This window comes from Arthrobacter sp. R1-13 (assembly GCF_054161475.1).
Map to the genome: position 1 here is coordinate 4420898 of NZ_CP096420.1, position 16996 is coordinate 4437893.

Genomic DNA, 16996 nt, shown 5'->3' on the forward strand with positions numbered 1-16996 from the left:
TGCTAGGGCTTGGTGGCCAGCACCTCGGCCAGATCATAATTAACGGGTTCTTCGAGCTGGTCATAGGTGCAGGACCGGGGGTCCCTGTCCGGGCGCCAGCGCACGAACTGCGCCACGTGGCGGAAACGCTCGCCTTCCATGTGGTCATAGGCAACCTCGAGGACGCGTTCCGGCCGGAGCGGCGTGAACGACAGGTCCTTGCCTGCACTCCACCGGCTGCCCTCAGCGTTGCGCGGGGTGCGTTTGCCTTCCTCCTGCTTCGCCCAGGCCCAGGGGTGGTCATCGAAGTCGGTGACCAGGGGCTGCAGTTCCTCGAAAAGTTCTTTGCGGCGCTTCATGGGAAAAGCGCCCACCACCCCCACACTGGCGAGCACGCCGTCGTCGTTATAAAGCCCCAGCAGCAGGGAGCCGATCAGGTCCGTTCCGCTGGTATGCACCCGATAGCCGGCCAGGACGCAATCAGCTGTGCGGGCGTGCTTGACTTTGAACATTGTCCGTTTATCCGGCTGGTACTTGCCGTCCATTGGTTTGGCGATGATGCCATCCAGTCCTGCACCCTCAAACTGATGGAACCATTGCTCGGCCCTCGTCCTGTCGTGGGTGACGGCGGTGAGATGGATCGGGGCGTCGGCACCGGAAAGCGCCTCTTCCAGGGCACTGCGCCGTTGGGAGAACGGCTGGCTGGTGAAGTCCTGGTCCTCCAGGGCCAGCAGGTCAAAGGCCACAAACTTCACGGGCGTCTGCTCGGACAGCAACTTTACCCGGCTCGCGGCCGGGTGGATCCGCTGCTGGAGGGCATCAAAGTCGAGGCGGTCCCCGGATGGTCCAACCAGGATGATTTCGCCGTCGAGCACGCAGCGCGTTGGCAGGTTGGCTTTCAGTGCTTCCACCAGCTCAGGGAAATAGCGGGTCATTGGCTTGCCGTTGCGGCTGCCGATTTCCACTTCCTCTCCGTCGCGGAAGATGATGGACCGGAATCCGTCCCACTTCGGCTCGTAGCTCAGGTTGCCGTCCGGGATGGCGGTGACGGATTTGGCGAGCATGGGGGCGACAGGGGGCATGACAGGCAGCTGCATGAGGCCCATTCTTGCCCGGACACCCGCTCAGCGCTACCCCCGTTGCCTCATCTGGACGCAGCAACAAAGCCTGCAATAGAGCGCAGAAATCCTCGACATCCGGAGGGCAGCAACGGTAGACGTTAACGATGGCTACCTTCGGATTTCACGCGTCGCATGAACAGATCAGTCCAGGCCAGCTGCTGAAGGACGTCCAGCTGGCAGAGCAAGCGGGGTTCGACGCCGCAATGTGCTCCGACCACATCGAGCCCTGGTCAGCAAGCCAAGGCCACTCCGGCTTTGCGTGGTCTTGGCTGGGGGCAGCACTCGCCACCACATCCCTTCGCTTCGGTGTCGTCACAGCACCTGGCCAGCGCTATCACCCCACGATCATTGCCCATGCCTCAGCAACCCTCGCGGACATGTTTCCCGGCAGGTTCTGGCTGGCCCCCGGATCCGGCGAAAACATGAACGAGCACGTCACCGGTGATCCCTGGCCCCCGAAAGAGATCCGCCAGCAACGGTTGGAGGAGTGCGTTGAGATCATTCGTCGCCTGCATGCGGGTGAGGAAGTCACGCACCACGGGGTGGTCACGGTGCAACAGGCAAGGCTCTGGGATGTTCCGGAGATCAAGCCCTTGCTGATCGCGCCTGCCGTGAGTGTGGACACTGCGCGTCGTTCCGCGGCGTGGGCTGACGGGCTGGTCACCGTCAACCAGCCCGCTGAAAAGCTCCGGGAAATGCTTGCGGCTTACCGGGACAACGGCGGCCAAGGTAAGGCAGTGCTTCAGGTGCATCTGTCCTGGGCGGAGCGGGAAGAAGATGCCGTGGCCATCGCCCTGGACCAGTGGCACTCGAACGTCTTCTCGCCGCCGGTGATCTGGGACCTGCCTACAGCAGCGCATTTCGACGGCGTCAGCGCGGCCGTGGGAGAGGAACAGATCCGCAAGGTGGTGAACGTCTCGGCGGACACAGCCCAGCATGCAGCCTGGCTGCAGGAATACGTGGACCTTGGCTTTGACGAGTTGTATCTGCACTTCGTCGGCCAGCATCAGGAACCGTTCATCAACACCTTCGCCGAACGGGTCCTGCCCGAACTCCGGGGATCCAACGCCGGTCCCCTGAATTCAGTCACTCTTGACGGCTCTGTCACCCTGGACCAGGAGGTTTCGCCGTGAGACTCGCTCAAACTTCTGATCTCTGGTGGAAGAACGCCGTGATCTACTGCGTGGACCCCGAAACTTTCTTCGACAACGACGGCGACGGCATCGGCGATTTCGGCGGCCTCACGCAGCGTGTGGACTATCTGGCCGCTTTGGGTGTGAGCTGCCTCTGGCTCATGCCCTTCTATCCCTCCCCCGACCGGGATGACGGCTATGACGTCACGGGCTTTTATGGCGTGGATCCGCGCCTGGGAACGCTGGGGGACGTGGTGGAGTTCATCAGGGCAGCCAAGGACAGGGGAATGCGGGTCATTGCCGACTTCGTCATCAACCACACCTCTGACCAGCACCCCTGGTTCAAGGAAGCCCGCAAGTCGGTGGACAACCCATACCGCGACTACTACGTCTGGCGCAGCGATACTCCGCCTGACACTTCTGACCAGGTGGTCTTCCCCGGAGAGGAAACCGCCATCTGGACTCAGGACTCAGCCACGGGTGAGTGGTACCTGCACATGTTCGCCAAGCACCAGCCGGATCTCAACGTGGCAAATCCCAAGGTCAGGGACGAAATCGCCAAGTCCATGGGCTTCTGGCTGCAGGTTGGACTGGACGGTTTCCGGCTGGACGCAGTTCCGTTTTTCCTCGAGCTGCGCGGAGAACCGGAGGACGAGGCCGCAAGGACCGATCCCCACGACTACCTGAGCGCCCTGCGCAGCTTCCTCAACAGGCGCAACGGGAGCGCAGTACTGCTGGGAGAGGTCAATCTGCCCTACAAGGAGCAGCTGAAATACTTCGGCGGGCCCGAGGGCAATGAACTGAATATGCAGTTCGACTTTCTGACAATGCAGAACATGTACCTCTCCCTGGCACGGGAAGACGCACGTCCCTTAGCGAAATCGCTGGCTGGCCGGCCTGCCATCCATCCGGACAACCAATGGGCCATGTTTGTGCGCAATCATGACGAGCTGACCCTGGATAAGCTCAGCGATACCGAACGCGCAGAGGTGTTTGCGGCCTTCGGACCGGACGAGGACATGCAGATGTACGGGCGGGGACTTCGTCGCCGTCTGCCCACCATGCTGAACGGTGATCCGGCCAGGATCCGCATGGTCTATTCTCTGCTGTTCTCCTTGCCCGGCACCCCCGTGCTCTTCTACGGTGAGGAAATCGGCATGGGCGAAAACCTCGAGATCAAGGGGCGGGGCGCAGTCCGTTCCCCTATGCAATGGAACGACACACGAAACGGCGGCTTCTCTACTGCCCCCGCGGACCAGCTGGTGGCACCGCTCGTCGAAGGCTACTTTGGGCCAAAGAACGTCAATGCGGCCGGCGCCAAACGCGATCCCGGCTCGCTGTGGAACTTCATGGCCACACTCATCCAGCGCTACCGGGAAAGTCCCGAGTTGGGCTGGGGCCGCTTCGAGGTGATCGAGCAGCCGCATCCACGGGTTCTGCTCCACCGCTGCACCAGCGATGGTTCCACCCTGGTTCTGGCCCACAACATGGGCTCCCAACCTGCGGCCCTGATAGCCAGCGTGGCATCACCTAATGAGCCCGAACGAAGCTACGGGGGGACGGTCCTGCTGGACCTGCTGGACGGGGAGGACATCGAGGTGGAGGACGACGGCGGGTTCGAACTCCAGTTGGACCGTTACGGCTTCCGGTGGTTCAGGCTCCAGCACCCGGAGGACCGCCGGATTCTGTAACCGCGGCGGGTTCCTAGACGGCGATCAGGTCGCCACCAGGCAGCGCCCGGGAGATGGGCCCCGTCTTCTGAGCTCGCAGAAGGGGCCACACGACGTCGTGTCCTTCAACCTGCAGAATCAGGCCCTGGGGACTGACTGGACGGTACAACACCTGCCCAGTCGGCCTTCCGGCCTCCGGGTTTTCTATCGCGACGTCGACACGTTCGTTCGGTTCACCCTCTCCGGCAGGAGCCAGATAGGCCACTACCGAGCTGCCTTCAGGGAAGGCCCGGCCATAAGACGAAAGATCGCTCTGGACGGGTTGAAAGAACTCAATGTAGGCCCGCCCGTCGGTTCCCGGCTGCAGTTTACCCTTCACCGCCTCGGTGACGTTCACTATCAGTACGATGGACGTCGTCCCCTCCGCCTGGTCATTTTGCGGGTAGTAGAGGGTTCGGCCCTCCCGGACGCCCGCGACCGTTCCGGAAATTGCCAACTCGCTGACCGTTGCCAGTTCATCCGGAGATTGATAAGGATCATAGTCACCAGTTGGGCCGTTGCCTGCGAAAGCGTTGAGCGTATCCTCCTCGACGTATGCTTCCCGACCGTCGGTACCGGACGAGCCTGAATCCGGCAGGACAGCAGTTGGCGTGTCCGACGGCGCACATCCGGCGAGCAGCAGTGCCGCAGCAACCAGCCCGGCCATTAGGCGCCTGCCCCGATCTTTGAACCCGATCACCGTTTCCCCCTGCTGGTCCCGTTCCAGTGCCATTGCCCTGAAGTGTCCGGCAACACCAAAAAGGTTTCAAGCGGGCAGAAACCCAAGAAACAAGTGAGGCGCAGAAACCTAACCCAGCGCTTACCGTCGTGAAACGCCTTGGCAATAATGGGGCGGCACACTGGAAGTGCCGGAACAGCCGGCGCCAGCTCCAACCAGGAGGCCAGCAATGTTAAAGGAAGCCAAAGCCCACATAACCCGCGTTCGTGCCCTCGACCAGTTGCATCGTGGCGACGAGATTGAAGCCCGCCTCTCAATAGGTCCCGGCTATGACGACGTCGTAATCCGCCGAGGGAGGGTTCAGGAGACAGCGCCGGGTATCGGCGTCGTGTGGATCATGGACCACGTCAGCGGAATGCGTAAGGCAATCAGCGCAGATGAATGCAGTGTGTGGCGGGTTGCTTGAGGCACTTTGCGGCTTCCGTTGACAGCTCAACCCTTCCGCCGGCAGTTCAGCCGCCGGCCACGGACTGGATGACCAGCACTTCCTGTCCAGCAGCCACCTTTGTATCGAGACCCTGCAGACGCCGGACCTCATCCCCGTTCACGTAAATATTCACGTAGCGGCGGAGGGCACCGGTTTCATCCCGCAGCCGCCTTCCGAGCACCGGATAATCCCCGGTCACCGCGTCCAGCAACGACGCCACAGTAACCGCTTCGTCTACGGGCGCAGTCAGTACGGACTGCCCGCCGGCGAGTGGCTGCAGAACGCTGGGCAACAACACGCTGATCTCACTCATTGACTCACCTCAGGAATCCTGCCTGGATCCTTACCCCGCCTGGGCAACTACCGCGGCCCGAACGCACAACACGTCGGGCAAATGCGATGCGACCTCGCTGAACGTTTCGCCCTCATCGGCGCTGGCATAGACCGAACCGCCGCGGGTTCCGAAGTACACCCCGGCGGGTTCCGCGGAATCCACGGAGGCAGCGTCACGGAGCACCGCGTTGTATTCACCGTGCGGCAACCCGGAATCCAAACGCTTCCAGGAATCGCCGGCGTCGTCGGTTCGGTGCACGGCGAGATTCCCGTCCGGCGGAATTCTCTCGCCGTCGGCCTTGAGGGGAACCACCCAGGCGGTACCCTCCCTTCGCGGATGCGTCAGCATCACGAATCCGAAGTCGGCCGGGAGCCCGTCCGCGATGGATTCCCACGTGTCTCCGTTGTTATCCGTTCGGTAGACGCCGTGGTGGTTCTGCGCGTACAAGCGGCCCTCGACGGCGGGATCAGCAGCTATCTTATGGACGCATTGACCGAATTCCGGATTGGGATCAGGCATGAAATAGGCGGAAATTCCCTTGTTCCGGGGCTTCCAGGAGCTTCCGCCGTCGAGTGAGCGGTAAACACCGCCTGTACTCATGGCGACATGAACGTTGTCTCCGGACGGATTGACCACGATGGAGTGGGCGGCCGCGCCCCCGTAGCCGGCTCCCCATTCTCCACGATGGGGATGGTCCCACAGCCCCCGGTTCAGCTCGAAGTGCTCGCCACCGTCGATAGATTTCCACACCGAAATGGGCTCGGCGCCAGCCCAGACCACACCCGGGCGGGATTCTGCATCAGGGTAGATCTGCCATATACGCTCCAAGGCCGCGTCGGTGCCTTCGGGAAACTTTATGGCGCCTTGCTCGGGCTCGGTCCAGTTTTCACCAAGATCATCGGAGTGGGCGACAGTTGGCCCCCAGTGCTCTGAACGAACGCCCACCATGATCCTGGTTCTGCCGTCCCGGGTGTCGATTCCGATGCTGGGAATCTCACTCATCAGGAAATGGGGGCCGGAAAGGGACCATTGCTTCCGGTCCTGGCTGTTCGCCAGCCAAAGGCCCTTTTTGGTTCCGATCGCCAAGATATAACGCTCTGCGGTTGCCATGCCCACCATGCAACCACTCCGGCCGGAAGGAGGCAATGGTTTCCAAGCACCTGCGGCGGTAGATCAGTCGACGAACTCCGATTGCGTCTCGATGAAGTCCCAGTCGGCTTCAGTCAGTACATTCCTGGGCGAGTCGGGGTGCGGTCCGCCTGCTTCGGCAATCCCCTGAAGCACCGGAAGCGGGAGTTCCTCGGCGCGCAGGTTCTCGCGGAGCCACTCTTTGCTGTCAAGATCCAGATCAAGCCACCACATAAAGATTTGCATCAATATCCACCTCTCCTATGCCTCAACGTTAGGCCGGTTGACGGCGGCGGACAATGTCCGGCGAGGACGACGCCTCCGCGTCAGGAATGCAGTCTAGGCTTGCTGTCCGGTGCGGATGTATGGAACCCACTATTGCTCCTCGCAGGACGCCTGGGGTTCCGCTAAACATTGACAATCGTCGATATTGAGGCAAATACTATCCATATTGAAGATCATCAATGTACGGCCAAGCGCAGAGGAGGTGAGCGGGGTGCCCGAGGGATGCTGTGGGGATGGTTGCTGCGATGAGACCGGCTGCTGCCGGTAGGCCAGCCAGTAACGGCCTGCCGCCACACTTCGGCGGCAGGCTTTTCTGTTCCCGCGCCCGGCTGGACTCTCCCGCTGCTGTTCAAGCTGGATCGGCAGGGCCACAATGAGGGTATGTCCCCGGAATCTTCCAACGGCCAGCCTCCCTTGGTGGTCGGCCTCCTTCCCGGACAGCACCCCGAGGTGCTGAGTACGGCTGCCGCCCTGGCCGGGAAGCTCGATGCTCACTTGATCTGCAGCTATGTGGACGAGGCAAGCTACCTGGTGGAATGGGATCCTGCCCGCTCCGCGCACAGACTGTCCTTGCACCCCGACGCCGACGACGCCGAAATCCGCTCTGTGACGGAGGAGCTGCAAACCAGGGTATCCGCGGCCTGTGAGGACAAGGGCATCACGTGGTCCTTGCGCATCCTTGCCGGCGATCCTGCCCGCGCTCTGGGCAGGCTGGCCGCAGAGGCCCATGCTTCCATGATTATCGTGGGAACCAGTGAACGTGGACTCGTTCACAGAATCTCCGAGGTGCTCAATGGTTCGGTGGCCGCCTGGCTCAGCCACCATCAAGATCACCCCGTCCTGGTGGTGCCTCCCCACACTGGGGCGCACAGGGAGATCCCGGACTAACACCCACCACCAACCCACCAACCTAATTTGCACGCACTCCGGCCGCTTGTGTTGGTGCCTCCCGAGGTACCTGAAGCGCATTGTGTAAATAAAGTGAAAGTAGTAATTCCGGGTGCTGGTATGCGCCAGCATCGGACAGTATGCTGGAATTCGCAGGCACAAAGAAGAGCCTGCCCATAGACGGCTCCGGAGTGCGTATCCCCCAATAACGCACTCCGGAGCTCTTTTTTGTCCAGCGATCGGTTCGCATACCCCTAGGGGGTACTTGACCCTATACCCCCTATGGGTATACCTTGGCCATATGAACGCACCTGAAGAAGCTGTCACAGGCCTTGCGGAGGCAGAGCCCCAGCCTCAACACGGCTATACCTCCAACAAGGAGGCGTATTTGCGCCGGCTCAAGCGCATCGAAGGGCAGGTCCGCGGAATCGCGCGGATGGTGGACGAAGACAAGTACTGCATTGACATCCTGACTCAGGTTTCTGCCGTTACGAAGGCCTTGCACGCCGTCAGCCTTGGATTGGTTGAGGAGCATATCGGGCATTGCGTAGTAGGCGCTGCTGGTGAACCTGACGCTGCTTTGCGTGCAGAAGCAATCGAATTCAAGGTCAAGGAGGCCACCGATGCCATCGGGCGCCTGCTGCGGTAGCGGCAATCAAACCCATCACACCGTCCGGCTGATGAACCACAGCGCGCCGGCCGACTCCAACGCGAAGGACCCAACCATGAGCCCTGTTTCCACCATCGTCAACGTATCCGGCATGACCTGCGGCCACTGTGTCTCGGCCGTCAGCGAGGAACTGGAGTCGTTGGACGGCGTGGAAAACGTCGACGTCGACCTCAACGCCGGAGGCATCTCCACCGTCACTGTGACTTCCGAGAGGGAGCTTTCGGCATCGGAGATCGGCGAAGCCGTGGCGGAAGCCGGATACCTGGTGGTTGCTACTAACGCCTGAGAGCCTACTGCTCCCGCGACGGCGCCACGCCCGCTTCAGCCTGAACCACAATCCCCGAGGACACCACCGTGAGTAATGAGCAATTGCTGAACCAACCCGGAGGCCGGGTGATTGAACTTGATATCGAGGGGATGACCTGCGCGTCCTGCGTCAGCCGTGTGGAACGGAAGCTGGGCAAGCTCGACGGCGTAGAAGCCTCAGTCAACCTCCCGCTGGAGTCCGCCCACGTCACAGTCCCGGACGGCATCACAGACGAACAGATCACGGCCCAAGTAGCCTCAGCCGGCTACAAAGCAACCATCCGAAAGCCAACGCGTTCAGGCAGCGTCGAGCCCGAAAGAGACGAGGTTTCGGTTCCGACCGAGCATGCCGAGCATGTGACCGGTGGCGCTGCGGAAGCACTTAGGCCTCGGTTGATCGTCGCAGCCATCCTCACGGTGCCGGTGTTCGTGATTTCGATGTTCCCGGCTTTCCAGTTCGCCAACTGGGGCTGGGTTGTGGGCGTTCTCGCTCTGCCTGTTGTCAGCTGGGCAGCGTGGCCTTTCCATCGCGCCGCCGCTATCAACGCCCGCCACTTCGCCTCCACCATGGACACCCTTGTTTCCATCGGAGTGATTGCCGCCTACGCCTTTTCGGCCTGGCAATTGCTCATGGATCCACTTATGACCGAACACGTCGGCATGGCGGAGATGGAGACAGGTGGGCTCTATTTTGAAGTCGCGTCAGTGGTCACCACCTTCCTCCTGCTCGGCAGGTATCTGGAAGCGAATGCCAAGCAAAGGGCCGGGGATGCCCTCCGGACGCTCCTCAATCTTGGCGCCAAGGATGCAACAGTGCTCGAAGGCGGAGCCGAATACCGCATTCCAGCAAGCCAACTCGTGGTGGGAGACGTTGTCGTCGTCCGGCCGGGCGAGAAAATTGCCACTGACGGCGAGGTGATTGATGGCGTATCTGCCGTTGACGCCTCCTTGGTCACGGGCGAATCGGTGCCGGTGGAGGTGGCTTCCGGCAGCCTGGTTACGGGCGCCACAATCAACACTTCGGGGCGCCTTTTGGTGCGCGCCACCCGGGTGGGCTCTGAAACCACCTTGGCCCAGATGGGACGGCTCGTTTCCCAGGCCCAGACTGGAAAGGCGCCAATCGCACGCCTCGCAGACCGAATCAGTTCCGTGTTTGTACCCGTCGTCCTGGTCATCGCCGCAGTCACGTTCGGGCTGTGGCTGCTGGCTGCGGGGCCCCAAATCTCAGACGACGAGGTGCGGGCAGCCTTCACGGCCGCCGTCGCAGTATTGGTCATCGCATGCCCGTGTGCCCTTGGACTCGCAACGCCGGTCGGACTGCTGACGGGCACAGGCCGCGGGGCTCAGCTGGGCATCCTGATCAGGGGCCCGCAGGTCCTCGAGGACACCCGGACCGTGGACACCATCCTGCTGGACAAAACCGGAACGGTCACCACGGGTCAACTTGCGGTGGACTCAGTCCAGGCATTCGGCGAACATTCTGAAGCAGACGTTCTGCTCCTGGCCGGCGCGGTGGAGGCCGCGTCAGAGCACCCCATCGCCCATGCCATCGCCGCTGCCGCGCGCTCTACTGTTGGAGCCGGACGGCCGGCTGACAGCACTTCACTTCCCACGGGTAACGACGACGCCGGACGGCTGCCCGCCGTCGAGCACTTCGCCTCCGCTCCTGGCGGAGGGGTTCTGGGAACAGTTGACGGACGAAAAGTGGTGGCGGGCCGCACCGGGTGGCTCCAGGAGAACGGCATGCCTGTCACTTCGGAGCAGCGGAACGCCCTCAGGACTGCAGAGGAGTCGGGTGCCACCGTTATCTGGGTGGCGGTGGACGGAGAAGTGGCAGGCATTATCGCCCTTCGCGACACCATCAAGCCTGGTTCCGCCGCTGCCATCGAGCGGCTGCGGAACCTGGGGTTGCGCCCGGTCCTGCTGACCGGCGATAACGCTGCCGTGGCCGCTCAGGTGGCTGCCGACGTCGGGATTCATTCGGAGGATGTGTACGCCGGCGTCACACCGGAGGGCAAAGTGGACGCGGTCCGCCAGCTGCAGGTTGCCGGAGCAACAGTAGCCATGGCCGGCGATGGCGTGAACGACGCCGCTGCACTGGCACAGGCCGATCTTGGCATTGCTATGGGTTCGGGAACTGACGTTGCCATCGAGGCGGCTGATCTCACCGTGATGGGCAACGACCTCGGGCAGGTCGCCCAGGCAATCGAACTCTCCCGCCGCACACTGTCCACCATCAAAACGAACCTGTTCTGGGCGTTTTTCTACAACGCAGTTGGAATTCCGGTAGCCGCTCTAGGCCTTCTTAACCCCATGATCGCGGGTGCCGCCATGGCTGCCAGCTCCGTACTGGTGGTGGCGAACTCGCTGAGGCTGCGTCGGTTCGGCGCAAGGGATCGCCAGCCCAAGTAAGGTCCACGCGCCGCTTGATCAGGCAGTGCCGTAACGGATGGCTGCCTTCGCCCTGGCCTTGGCAGCTTCTTCGGCACGGTCCTTCGCCGGGGCATGCGTCACCAGGGCGTCGAGGAGGTGCTCAGTGATGTGGGCGATCTCGTGCACAGCCCTGTTGAACGCCTCTTCATTGGCTTTGGACGGCTTGGTGCTCCCACTGATCTTGCGCACGTACTGGAGCGCAGCGGCCTGAACCTCATCCGGCGTGGCGTGCGGTTCGAAGTTATGCAGGGTCCTGATATTGCGGCACATAGCTCCATGCTAGGCTCTGGAACGCCTAGGATCGACCCCCCGGAAGCCACGTCCCCGCCCCTCACCCGCCACCCGGATAACACGAAATGCCGGCAAGGGATGGTGGAGCAGTGTATGGGGAGCGGTGCCCATCGACACGCTTTGGGATGCGGGATAGCTTCTAGGTAATGGATCTTCCGGATCAGCCGGAGGCCGCTGGGGATGCCGATTGTTGAATCGAATCCGTTGACAAGAAGGAGATAATCATGGCCATTTGGGGTGCAGATGTACAGTCGCTGCGGGACTTGGGCAGCAAGCTGCAGCGGGGCTCCGAGGAGATCCAGCAGACGAAGTCCACGCTTACCGGCTTGGTCCAGAACGTCGACTGGAAGGGCCCGGACGCCGAAGCTTTCAAGAATGACTGGAACGGGGAGCACACCGCCGCGCTGACCAAGGTCATCAACGCTCTCCAGGAGGCCGGCACCAAGGCCAGGAACAATGCCCAGGCTCAGGAAAGCACTTCCAACGCTCACTAGGCTTCAAAGCAGGATGGCCCGGACGCTCAGCGTCCGGGCCATATTTTTTTCTGCCTACTTTTTTGCCAGCGATTCGGTCGTGGGAGCGGTGCGGCACAAAGGTTCGACGTCGTTCGCGTGGTCGAGAGCCTGGGCAGCCAGCGACGCCGCCGCATCCGGATGCGGCTGGGCGGCGAGCCGGAGCTCGTCCAGGCGAACAAGAATCACGCCGCCAACAATCAGTGCGCCGCCCAGCAGCTGGATGGGACCGGGAAGTTCACCCAGCAGCAGCCAGGCCCAGATAACAGCGAACAGCACTTCCGTCAGCGACACAAACGAAGCAACTTTTGAGCCCAGGGCGCGGGCAGCCATAACGCCCGCAACATACGCCAGCACGGTGGCGAGGACTACCAATCCAGCCACCGACACCCACCATGGTGTGATCCAGGGACCCAGTTTGGTATCGGCGGTACTAAAGGTCATGGGCAAAAGTCCGGTCGCGGCGGCTAGCCACATTACTGCCGCACCCACCATCAGACCGCTGGACGCCAGGACAATGGGGGGCAGGCTGTCGTTCTCCTTGGCGGTGATAAAAAAGTAGATGGCGAGGCAAACAGCTGCAGCCAAGCCCCACAGAACTCCGATGAAGTCGATCTTCACAGCTCCGGTGAGATCCAGGACGAGGACCAGCCCACCCAGGGAGAGCAACGTGCCGGCAATCGTCAGAGGCCGCGGACGCCGGCGGCTGGCGACCCACAGCCACAGCACTATCAGCACTGGTGCCAGGTATTCGAGCAGCAGGGCAACACCCACCGAGAGTCTTTCGACTGCGTTGAAATAGAAGAGCTGGCAGGCGGCGACGCCGATCAGTCCAAACAAGAGAATGGTGACCCAGTTGTCCTTCAGCTGATGCCAGCGGCCATGAAGTGCAGGGATGGCCGGGATTGCGAGGATCAGGGCCGCTCCGGTAAGCCGTGCCGTAACAGCGGCGCCAGGAGTCCATCCGGTTTCAAGCAAAGCCTTGCCGAAGGACCCTGAGAGTCCAAAAACAGCAGAGGAAAACAGGGCAACTCCTAAGCCGGACGCCAAAAAACCCGTAGCCGCCCGAGGCTGGCGTGCATCTTTCGCGGTGGCCGGGATGGAGTTGTTTGCGGCAGGCACAGACTGCCTCCTGTCAGGAGTAAAGTGGGGTAATGGTCATTACATTACGCTCAGCCCGAGTAAGGAGTCAAGGTGATCTTTGCCCCTGACACAGAGGTGGCTCTCCGCACCGTCGTCAACCTCATCAATAGCGCTGCCAACGGCGAGGAGCATCTGGCCACCATTGAGCAGCTGGATGCCTTTCTTGAAGCTGAGGGGTTCAGCGGTTCCAGAACCCGCGACGGGGCCGAACTGGCCAGCATCCACTCACTCCGAACAGAACTGGCAGAGGTGTGGGAGGCAGACGAGAATACCGCCGTCGCCACTGTTAACCGGCTTCTTCGTGACGCCAAGGCCCTCCCCCAACTGATCAAACACGATGGCTGGGACTGGCATCTCCATGCCACCACAAGGGAAGCGCCACTCTCAGACAGGATGAGCACGGAGGCGGCAATGGCCTTGGTGGATATTATCCGCAGCAAGGAAATGGACCGGATGCTGGTCTGCGCTGCCGAGGATTGCGATGCTGTGGTGCTGGACCTGAGCCGTAACCGCTCAAAGCGCTACTGCGATACCGGAAACTGCGCCAACCGGGCGCACGTTGCGGCCTATCGCGCCCGCCAAGCTGCGACATCCAGCTGACAGATCCGTTCGACGGGCAGTGCTACAGGCGGTCAGCTTCCGGCCCATCGGAGGTTTCAGCGCCGGCGGCTCCGGAAGCGCCGCTACCTGAACCTGCGCGGTAACCGCCGTGACCGCCCGGTTTTTTCGAACTGAGATTCACGCCGGATCCTTTACCCAGGTGCTCGGCATTGTCCTTGTAGCTCATGGACAGCATTGCTGCGATGACGAGGGTAACGATGAAAGCAATCCCGGCGCCCGTCAGGGCAAGATCGAAACGGGGCGAGCGTGAGCTTCCCCCCGAGGCGAAGATGAGAACAGCAACAAACGCCACCACAGCCCAGAACGCAGAGAACATCAGCGGTCCCTTCACCGAGGTCCGCAGGTTGCGCGGCTCTCCTGGTTTCTGGTCTGGCACGATGATTCCTCCACTGACTTGTCGTCACGTTCAACACAAAATTTTCTACACGAGGTAGAAGCCTGTTCCTAGTTTACGGCCTTTACGGAAACAGCGCGCGCATCGTAGCGGAGCGTCAGTCCGGCCAGGATCCACAGAACACCGGAAATAATGGCCCCTCCTCCGGCAACTCCCAGCAGGGCGTGCGCGCCGAGGGAAATGAAGAACGGCAGTGCGACGGCGGTGCCCACACCAATGACGCCGGAAATAGCCCAGTCACGCCCTAGTGGATGCCTGCGATAACGGAGGCCGACGTACAGCTCAACCGCTCCCACAACTGTCAGTGCCAGCGCGGCAAATACTCCGAACATCAAGTCCCCGGGCAGGAACAGCAAAGCAACTCCGGCTCCGGTCATGATTGACGGACCTGCCGCAAGGAGCCGGCCCGGCAGTTCGTCCCGCCTGAAACCGGTCTTTCTGACCGACCACAGGAGCGCCAGGCCCGTTGCCACCAGATAGAGCCCTCCGGCACCGCCAAGGACCAGCACTGATGGCTGGGCCCAAAAGATGGTCACCGCACCGAAGGCCAGCGCGACACTTGCCCTCGTGAGAACCGGCTTCCACAGGTCAGCCGACGGGACAGGGGCAGCAGGCTCGGCGGGAGTTGCAGGTACAGTCACGGGTCCAGTTTAGTGCGGCCAGGAGAGCGTCCGGACCGAACGAGTGCCCCGTGCGTCAGTGTGAGCCAAGGACCATCCAGCGGTCGCCGCGGGCGCGCAGTGCGAGCGTGACAGCGCGGGCCAGCATGTAGCCCAGCGCAAAGGCAACCCAGAGCCAAACCAGCCCCGCCACGCTGTCGGCCGCCCAGAACACGACAGCCAGAAGCATCGGCACATAAAAGACCAGATTAACGACGCCGGCAATCGCCAGGTACTTGGCGTCGCCCGCGCCGATGAGGACACCATCGAGAACGAAGACGTATCCCGCCAGCGGCTGCCCCAGGGCGAGGACCCACAAGGCCAGCGTAAGAGCTGAGCGGACATCGTGGTCGGAAGTGAATAATGCGCCCGCCCAGGGAGCCGCGGCAGCTAAAAGGACTCCCGTCAGAACTCCAAAGCCGACACCCCAACGGACCATGGTGGCCGTAAGCTGCCGCGCTTTAGCCGCCCGGGCAGCACCTAGCTCCCTGCCGATCAGGGCCTGTGCGGCGATGGCGAGGGCATCGAGTGCGAAGGCAAAGAAGGTGAAGATGGTCATGGCCAACTGGTGTGCAGCCAGGTTTACGGGTCCTTGGGAAGTCACCACCAAGACGGTCGCCAGGATGGCCACACGAAGGCTGAGAGTCCGCAACATCAACCAGGACCCGATCGTCGTCATGGCTCGAATGCCGGTCCAGCTGGGAAGGAGGGAGATCCCGTGCTCGCGCCCTTTCCGTTCCAGCTTGATCACGTATACGAGAGCCATGGCCCACTGCGCGATGCTTGTACCTACGGCCGAACCCATCACTGACAAGCCGAGACCGTACACCAGCCCAAGGTTCAGGACGATATTCAAACCGAACCCTGCGGTAGCCACAAGTAACGGCGTTCTGGTGTCCTGCAAGCCGCGCAGAACCCCGGTTCCCGCAAAGATGAGCAGCATGGCTACAAGCCCGGGCATGGACCAGCGGAGGTAGTCACCAGCGAAGTCCAGGACTGCACCCCGCGCTCCCATCAATTCCAGAACCGGCGTTGCGAAGACAGACCCTGCGGCAGCCAGTATGGTCCCGAGACCAACAGCAAGCCATACTCCATCACGTCCGGCAGCCAGTGCCTTCGGTAGTTTCCCGTCGCCGATTGCCCGTGCCACCGCCGGAGTCGTGGAGTAGGCAAGAAAAACCATCAAACCTACTGCCGTATGGAGAACTGCCGAAGCCAGTCCCACTCCGGCCAGCTCGGCCACGCCCAGGTGTCCGACGATGGCGGAGTCGGCGAGGAGGAACAGCGGCTCGGCGATCAAAGCTCCAAACGCGGGCACTGCCAACCGCAAGATCTCACGGCGGTGACCAGTGACTGGCTCGGGCCGGGTCACGGAAGGCGTTTTTGGCACGGATTTAGCCTAGCGGCATGCTTTGCGCCACAGGTACCGAAATTTAGTTGACAGTTCAAGTATTGATGCGGAAGACTCGGAGGCTGAACCAACCGCAAGGCTTGGCAGTCAACCAACTGACGGCACGGCCCCTACGAAACGGTGATAAGAATATGAACCAGTCCATCATGACCACAACGGCCCAGACCGCCCTGCGCGTTATTGCAGGTTTTCTCTTCGCTGCCCATGGTTGGCAGAAGTTCAGTGAGTTCACCATTGCTGGAACCCAGGCTTCCTTCGCAAAGATGGGCGTTCCCGCTGCCGACCTCGCCGCCCCCGTTGTGGCCTCCCTGGAACTGGTTGGCGGAATTGCCCTCATCCTTGGGGTTTTGACCCGCGTCTTTGCAGCCCTCCTGGCCCTCGACATGCTCGGTGCGCTCTTCCTGGTACACGCCCCCGCGGGTGTATTTGCCGCTGCTGGCGGCTACGAACTGGTTCTGCTCCTGGCAACCTCCGCCGCTGCTGTTGCCCTGACCGGTGCCGGCAGGCTTTCAGTGGACAATGCCACTTTCGGCCGGAGCCGCAGCAAACTCAGCGTGCTTGCTTAGCCTGCTTTAGCCCGTGCTGGGTTGGCCTCCAGGTAGGCAACCCCATAGGCCAGGACAACGACGACGGCGGGTCCAGTCACCTTTGCGGTGGCGGGCCGCCGTCGCCGGTTAAACGTTCCCGGCAAGCTTCCGATCGAGGGCTCCTGCTTAGCCCTAATCGTGAGATCCGAACAAAAACTAACAGGAATGAACCAAAAAGCCTTGACGTTTGAAACGATCCACTGATAAACCTTGGTTCCAATGCATG

20 protein-coding genes are annotated in these 16996 nt (G+C 61.8%); 10 read left to right on the forward strand and 10 right to left on the reverse strand.

The annotated features are described in order from the left end of the window. Positions 1–2 precede the first annotated feature (2 nt). Complete coding sequence (locus M1D88_RS20425; protein WP_458112527.1) at positions 3–1076, reverse strand: ATP-dependent DNA ligase; 1074 nt, start codon at positions 1074–1076, stop codon at positions 3–5. A 128-nt stretch (positions 1077–1204) separates the two neighbouring features. Here M1D88_RS20425 and M1D88_RS20430 point away from each other — a divergent pair, with 128 nt between their 5' ends. Both M1D88_RS20430 and M1D88_RS20435 read left to right on the forward strand, forming a co-directional pair. Continuing rightward, positions 1205–2233 (forward strand): TIGR03885 family FMN-dependent LLM class oxidoreductase, encoded by a 1029-nt coding sequence (locus M1D88_RS20430; protein ID WP_458112528.1) that lies wholly within the window; start codon positions 1205–1207, stop codon positions 2231–2233. Beyond that, positions 2230–3924: an alpha-amylase family protein gene (locus M1D88_RS20435; RefSeq protein WP_458112529.1), complete on the forward strand. Its 1695-nt coding sequence runs from the start codon at positions 2230–2232 to the stop codon at positions 3922–3924. Before M1D88_RS20430 ends, M1D88_RS20435 begins: the two co-directional genes overlap by 4 nt. 13 nt (positions 3925–3937) lie before the next feature. Here M1D88_RS20435 and M1D88_RS20440 read toward each other — a convergent pair whose 3' ends face one another. Next, positions 3938–4675, reverse strand: coding sequence for a hypothetical protein (locus M1D88_RS20440; RefSeq protein WP_458112530.1), 738 nt, complete (start codon positions 4673–4675; stop codon positions 3938–3940). Between the two features lie 175 nt (positions 4676–4850). Between M1D88_RS20440 and M1D88_RS20445 the strand changes: the two genes are divergently transcribed. Beyond that, entirely contained in the window at positions 4851–5087 is a 237-nt protein-coding gene (locus M1D88_RS20445) for a hypothetical protein (protein ID WP_458112531.1), read from the forward strand. A gap of 46 nt (positions 5088–5133) precedes the next feature. On the opposite strand, the gene M1D88_RS20450 is transcribed toward M1D88_RS20445, so the two are convergent. Genes M1D88_RS20450 through M1D88_RS20460 form a run of 3 tightly spaced genes read right to left on the reverse strand, consistent with a single transcriptional unit; the run spans position 5134 to position 6816 of the window. Next, positions 5134–5421, reverse strand: coding sequence for a MoaD/ThiS family protein (locus tag M1D88_RS20450; RefSeq protein ID WP_458112532.1), 288 nt, complete (start codon positions 5419–5421; stop codon positions 5134–5136). Positions 5422–5451: 30 nt separating this feature from the next. Continuing rightward, on the reverse strand, positions 5452–6561 hold the full coding sequence (locus M1D88_RS20455; RefSeq protein ID WP_458112533.1) for a WD40/YVTN/BNR-like repeat-containing protein: 1110 nt from the start codon (positions 6559–6561) through the stop codon (positions 5452–5454). 54 nt (positions 6562–6615) lie between these two features. Further along, positions 6616–6816: a hypothetical protein gene (locus tag M1D88_RS20460; RefSeq protein WP_247048544.1), complete on the reverse strand. Its 201-nt coding sequence runs from the start codon at positions 6814–6816 to the stop codon at positions 6616–6618. A gap of 420 nt (positions 6817–7236) precedes the next feature. On the opposite strand from M1D88_RS20460, the gene M1D88_RS20465 reads away from it, so the two are divergent. From M1D88_RS20465 to M1D88_RS20480, 4 genes are all read left to right on the forward strand, one after another. Further along, complete coding sequence (locus M1D88_RS20465; RefSeq protein WP_458112534.1) at positions 7237–7743, forward strand: universal stress protein; 507 nt, start codon at positions 7237–7239, stop codon at positions 7741–7743. A gap of 301 nt (positions 7744–8044) precedes the next feature. Next, the gene (locus M1D88_RS20470; protein WP_458112535.1) at positions 8045–8392 is read left to right on the forward strand and encodes a metal-sensitive transcriptional regulator; all 348 of its coding nucleotides are present in this window, start codon (positions 8045–8047) and stop codon (positions 8390–8392) included. Positions 8393–8468: 76 nt separating this feature from the next. Beyond that, a complete protein-coding gene (locus tag M1D88_RS20475) occupies positions 8469–8699 on the forward strand; it encodes a heavy-metal-associated domain-containing protein (RefSeq protein ID WP_458112536.1) in 231 nt (76 codons plus the stop codon). Positions 8700–8767: 68 nt separating this feature from the next. After that, the gene (locus M1D88_RS20480) at positions 8768–11131 is read left to right on the forward strand and encodes a heavy metal translocating P-type ATPase (RefSeq protein ID WP_458112537.1); all 2364 of its coding nucleotides are present in this window, start codon (positions 8768–8770) and stop codon (positions 11129–11131) included. An 18-nt stretch (positions 11132–11149) separates the two neighbouring features. Here M1D88_RS20480 and M1D88_RS20485 read toward each other — a convergent pair whose 3' ends face one another. Continuing rightward, positions 11150–11422 (reverse strand): DUF2277 domain-containing protein, encoded by a 273-nt coding sequence (locus M1D88_RS20485; protein WP_247048560.1) that lies wholly within the window; start codon positions 11420–11422, stop codon positions 11150–11152. Between the two features lie 245 nt (positions 11423–11667). Here M1D88_RS20485 and M1D88_RS20490 point away from each other — a divergent pair, with 245 nt between their 5' ends. After that, positions 11668–11937 carry a WXG100 family type VII secretion target gene (locus tag M1D88_RS20490; protein ID WP_458112538.1) on the forward strand — a complete coding sequence of 90 codons (270 nt, stop codon included), beginning with the start codon at positions 11668–11670 and terminating at the stop codon, positions 11935–11937. Between the two features lie 54 nt (positions 11938–11991). Here M1D88_RS20490 and M1D88_RS20495 read toward each other — a convergent pair whose 3' ends face one another. Then, the gene (locus tag M1D88_RS20495) at positions 11992–13077 is read right to left on the reverse strand and encodes an EamA family transporter (RefSeq protein WP_458112539.1); all 1086 of its coding nucleotides are present in this window, start codon (positions 13075–13077) and stop codon (positions 11992–11994) included. A gap of 72 nt (positions 13078–13149) precedes the next feature. Between M1D88_RS20495 and M1D88_RS20500 the strand changes: the two genes are divergently transcribed. Continuing rightward, positions 13150–13698, forward strand: coding sequence for a CGNR zinc finger domain-containing protein (locus M1D88_RS20500; protein ID WP_458112540.1), 549 nt, complete (start codon positions 13150–13152; stop codon positions 13696–13698). A gap of 22 nt (positions 13699–13720) precedes the next feature. Here M1D88_RS20500 and M1D88_RS20505 read toward each other — a convergent pair whose 3' ends face one another. From M1D88_RS20505 to M1D88_RS20515, 3 genes are all read right to left on the reverse strand, one after another. Beyond that, complete coding sequence (locus M1D88_RS20505; protein ID WP_458112541.1) at positions 13721–14095, reverse strand: hypothetical protein; 375 nt, start codon at positions 14093–14095, stop codon at positions 13721–13723. 68 nt (positions 14096–14163) lie between these two features. Beyond that, positions 14164–14754, reverse strand: coding sequence for a hypothetical protein (locus tag M1D88_RS20510; protein ID WP_458112542.1), 591 nt, complete (start codon positions 14752–14754; stop codon positions 14164–14166). Positions 14755–14809: 55 nt separating this feature from the next. Continuing rightward, positions 14810–16162, reverse strand: coding sequence for an MATE family efflux transporter (locus M1D88_RS20515; RefSeq protein WP_458112543.1), 1353 nt, complete (start codon positions 16160–16162; stop codon positions 14810–14812). 152 nt (positions 16163–16314) lie between these two features. On the opposite strand from M1D88_RS20515, the gene M1D88_RS20520 reads away from it, so the two are divergent. After that, positions 16315–16749, forward strand: a complete 435-nt coding sequence (locus M1D88_RS20520; RefSeq protein ID WP_458112544.1) for a DoxX family protein — start codon at positions 16315–16317, stop codon at positions 16747–16749. Positions 16750–16996 lie beyond the last annotated feature (247 nt).

Bases quoted from the DNA above. Each gene is read 5' to 3' on its own strand.
- M1D88_RS20455 (WP_458112533.1), bottom strand. From the start codon at position 6,561: ATGGTGGGCATGGCAACCGCAGAGCGTTATATCTTGGCGATCGGAACC.
- M1D88_RS20440 (WP_458112530.1), bottom strand. From the start codon at position 4,675: ATGGCACTGGAACGGGACCAGCAGGGGGAAACGGTGATCGGGTTCAAA.
- M1D88_RS20450 (WP_458112532.1), bottom strand. From the start codon at position 5,421: ATGAGTGAGATCAGCGTGTTGTTGCCCAGCGTTCTGCAGCCACTCGCC.
- M1D88_RS20445 (WP_458112531.1), top strand. From the start codon at position 4,851: ATGTTAAAGGAAGCCAAAGCCCACATAACCCGCGTTCGTGCCCTCGAC.
- M1D88_RS20430 (WP_458112528.1), top strand. From the start codon at position 1,205: ATGGCTACCTTCGGATTTCACGCGTCGCATGAACAGATCAGTCCAGGC.
- M1D88_RS20485 (WP_247048560.1), bottom strand. From the start codon at position 11,422: ATGTGCCGCAATATCAGGACCCTGCATAACTTCGAACCGCACGCCACG.
- M1D88_RS20475 (WP_458112536.1), top strand. From the start codon at position 8,469: ATGAGCCCTGTTTCCACCATCGTCAACGTATCCGGCATGACCTGCGGC.
- M1D88_RS20490 (WP_458112538.1), top strand. From the start codon at position 11,668: ATGGCCATTTGGGGTGCAGATGTACAGTCGCTGCGGGACTTGGGCAGC.
- M1D88_RS20425 (WP_458112527.1), bottom strand. From the start codon at position 1,076: ATGCAGCTGCCTGTCATGCCCCCTGTCGCCCCCATGCTCGCCAAATCC.
- M1D88_RS20520 (WP_458112544.1), top strand. From the start codon at position 16,315: ATGAACCAGTCCATCATGACCACAACGGCCCAGACCGCCCTGCGCGTT.
- M1D88_RS20470 (WP_458112535.1), top strand. From the start codon at position 8,045: ATGAACGCACCTGAAGAAGCTGTCACAGGCCTTGCGGAGGCAGAGCCC.
- M1D88_RS20460 (WP_247048544.1), bottom strand. From the start codon at position 6,816: ATGCAAATCTTTATGTGGTGGCTTGATCTGGATCTTGACAGCAAAGAG.
- M1D88_RS20465 (WP_458112534.1), top strand. From the start codon at position 7,237: ATGTCCCCGGAATCTTCCAACGGCCAGCCTCCCTTGGTGGTCGGCCTC.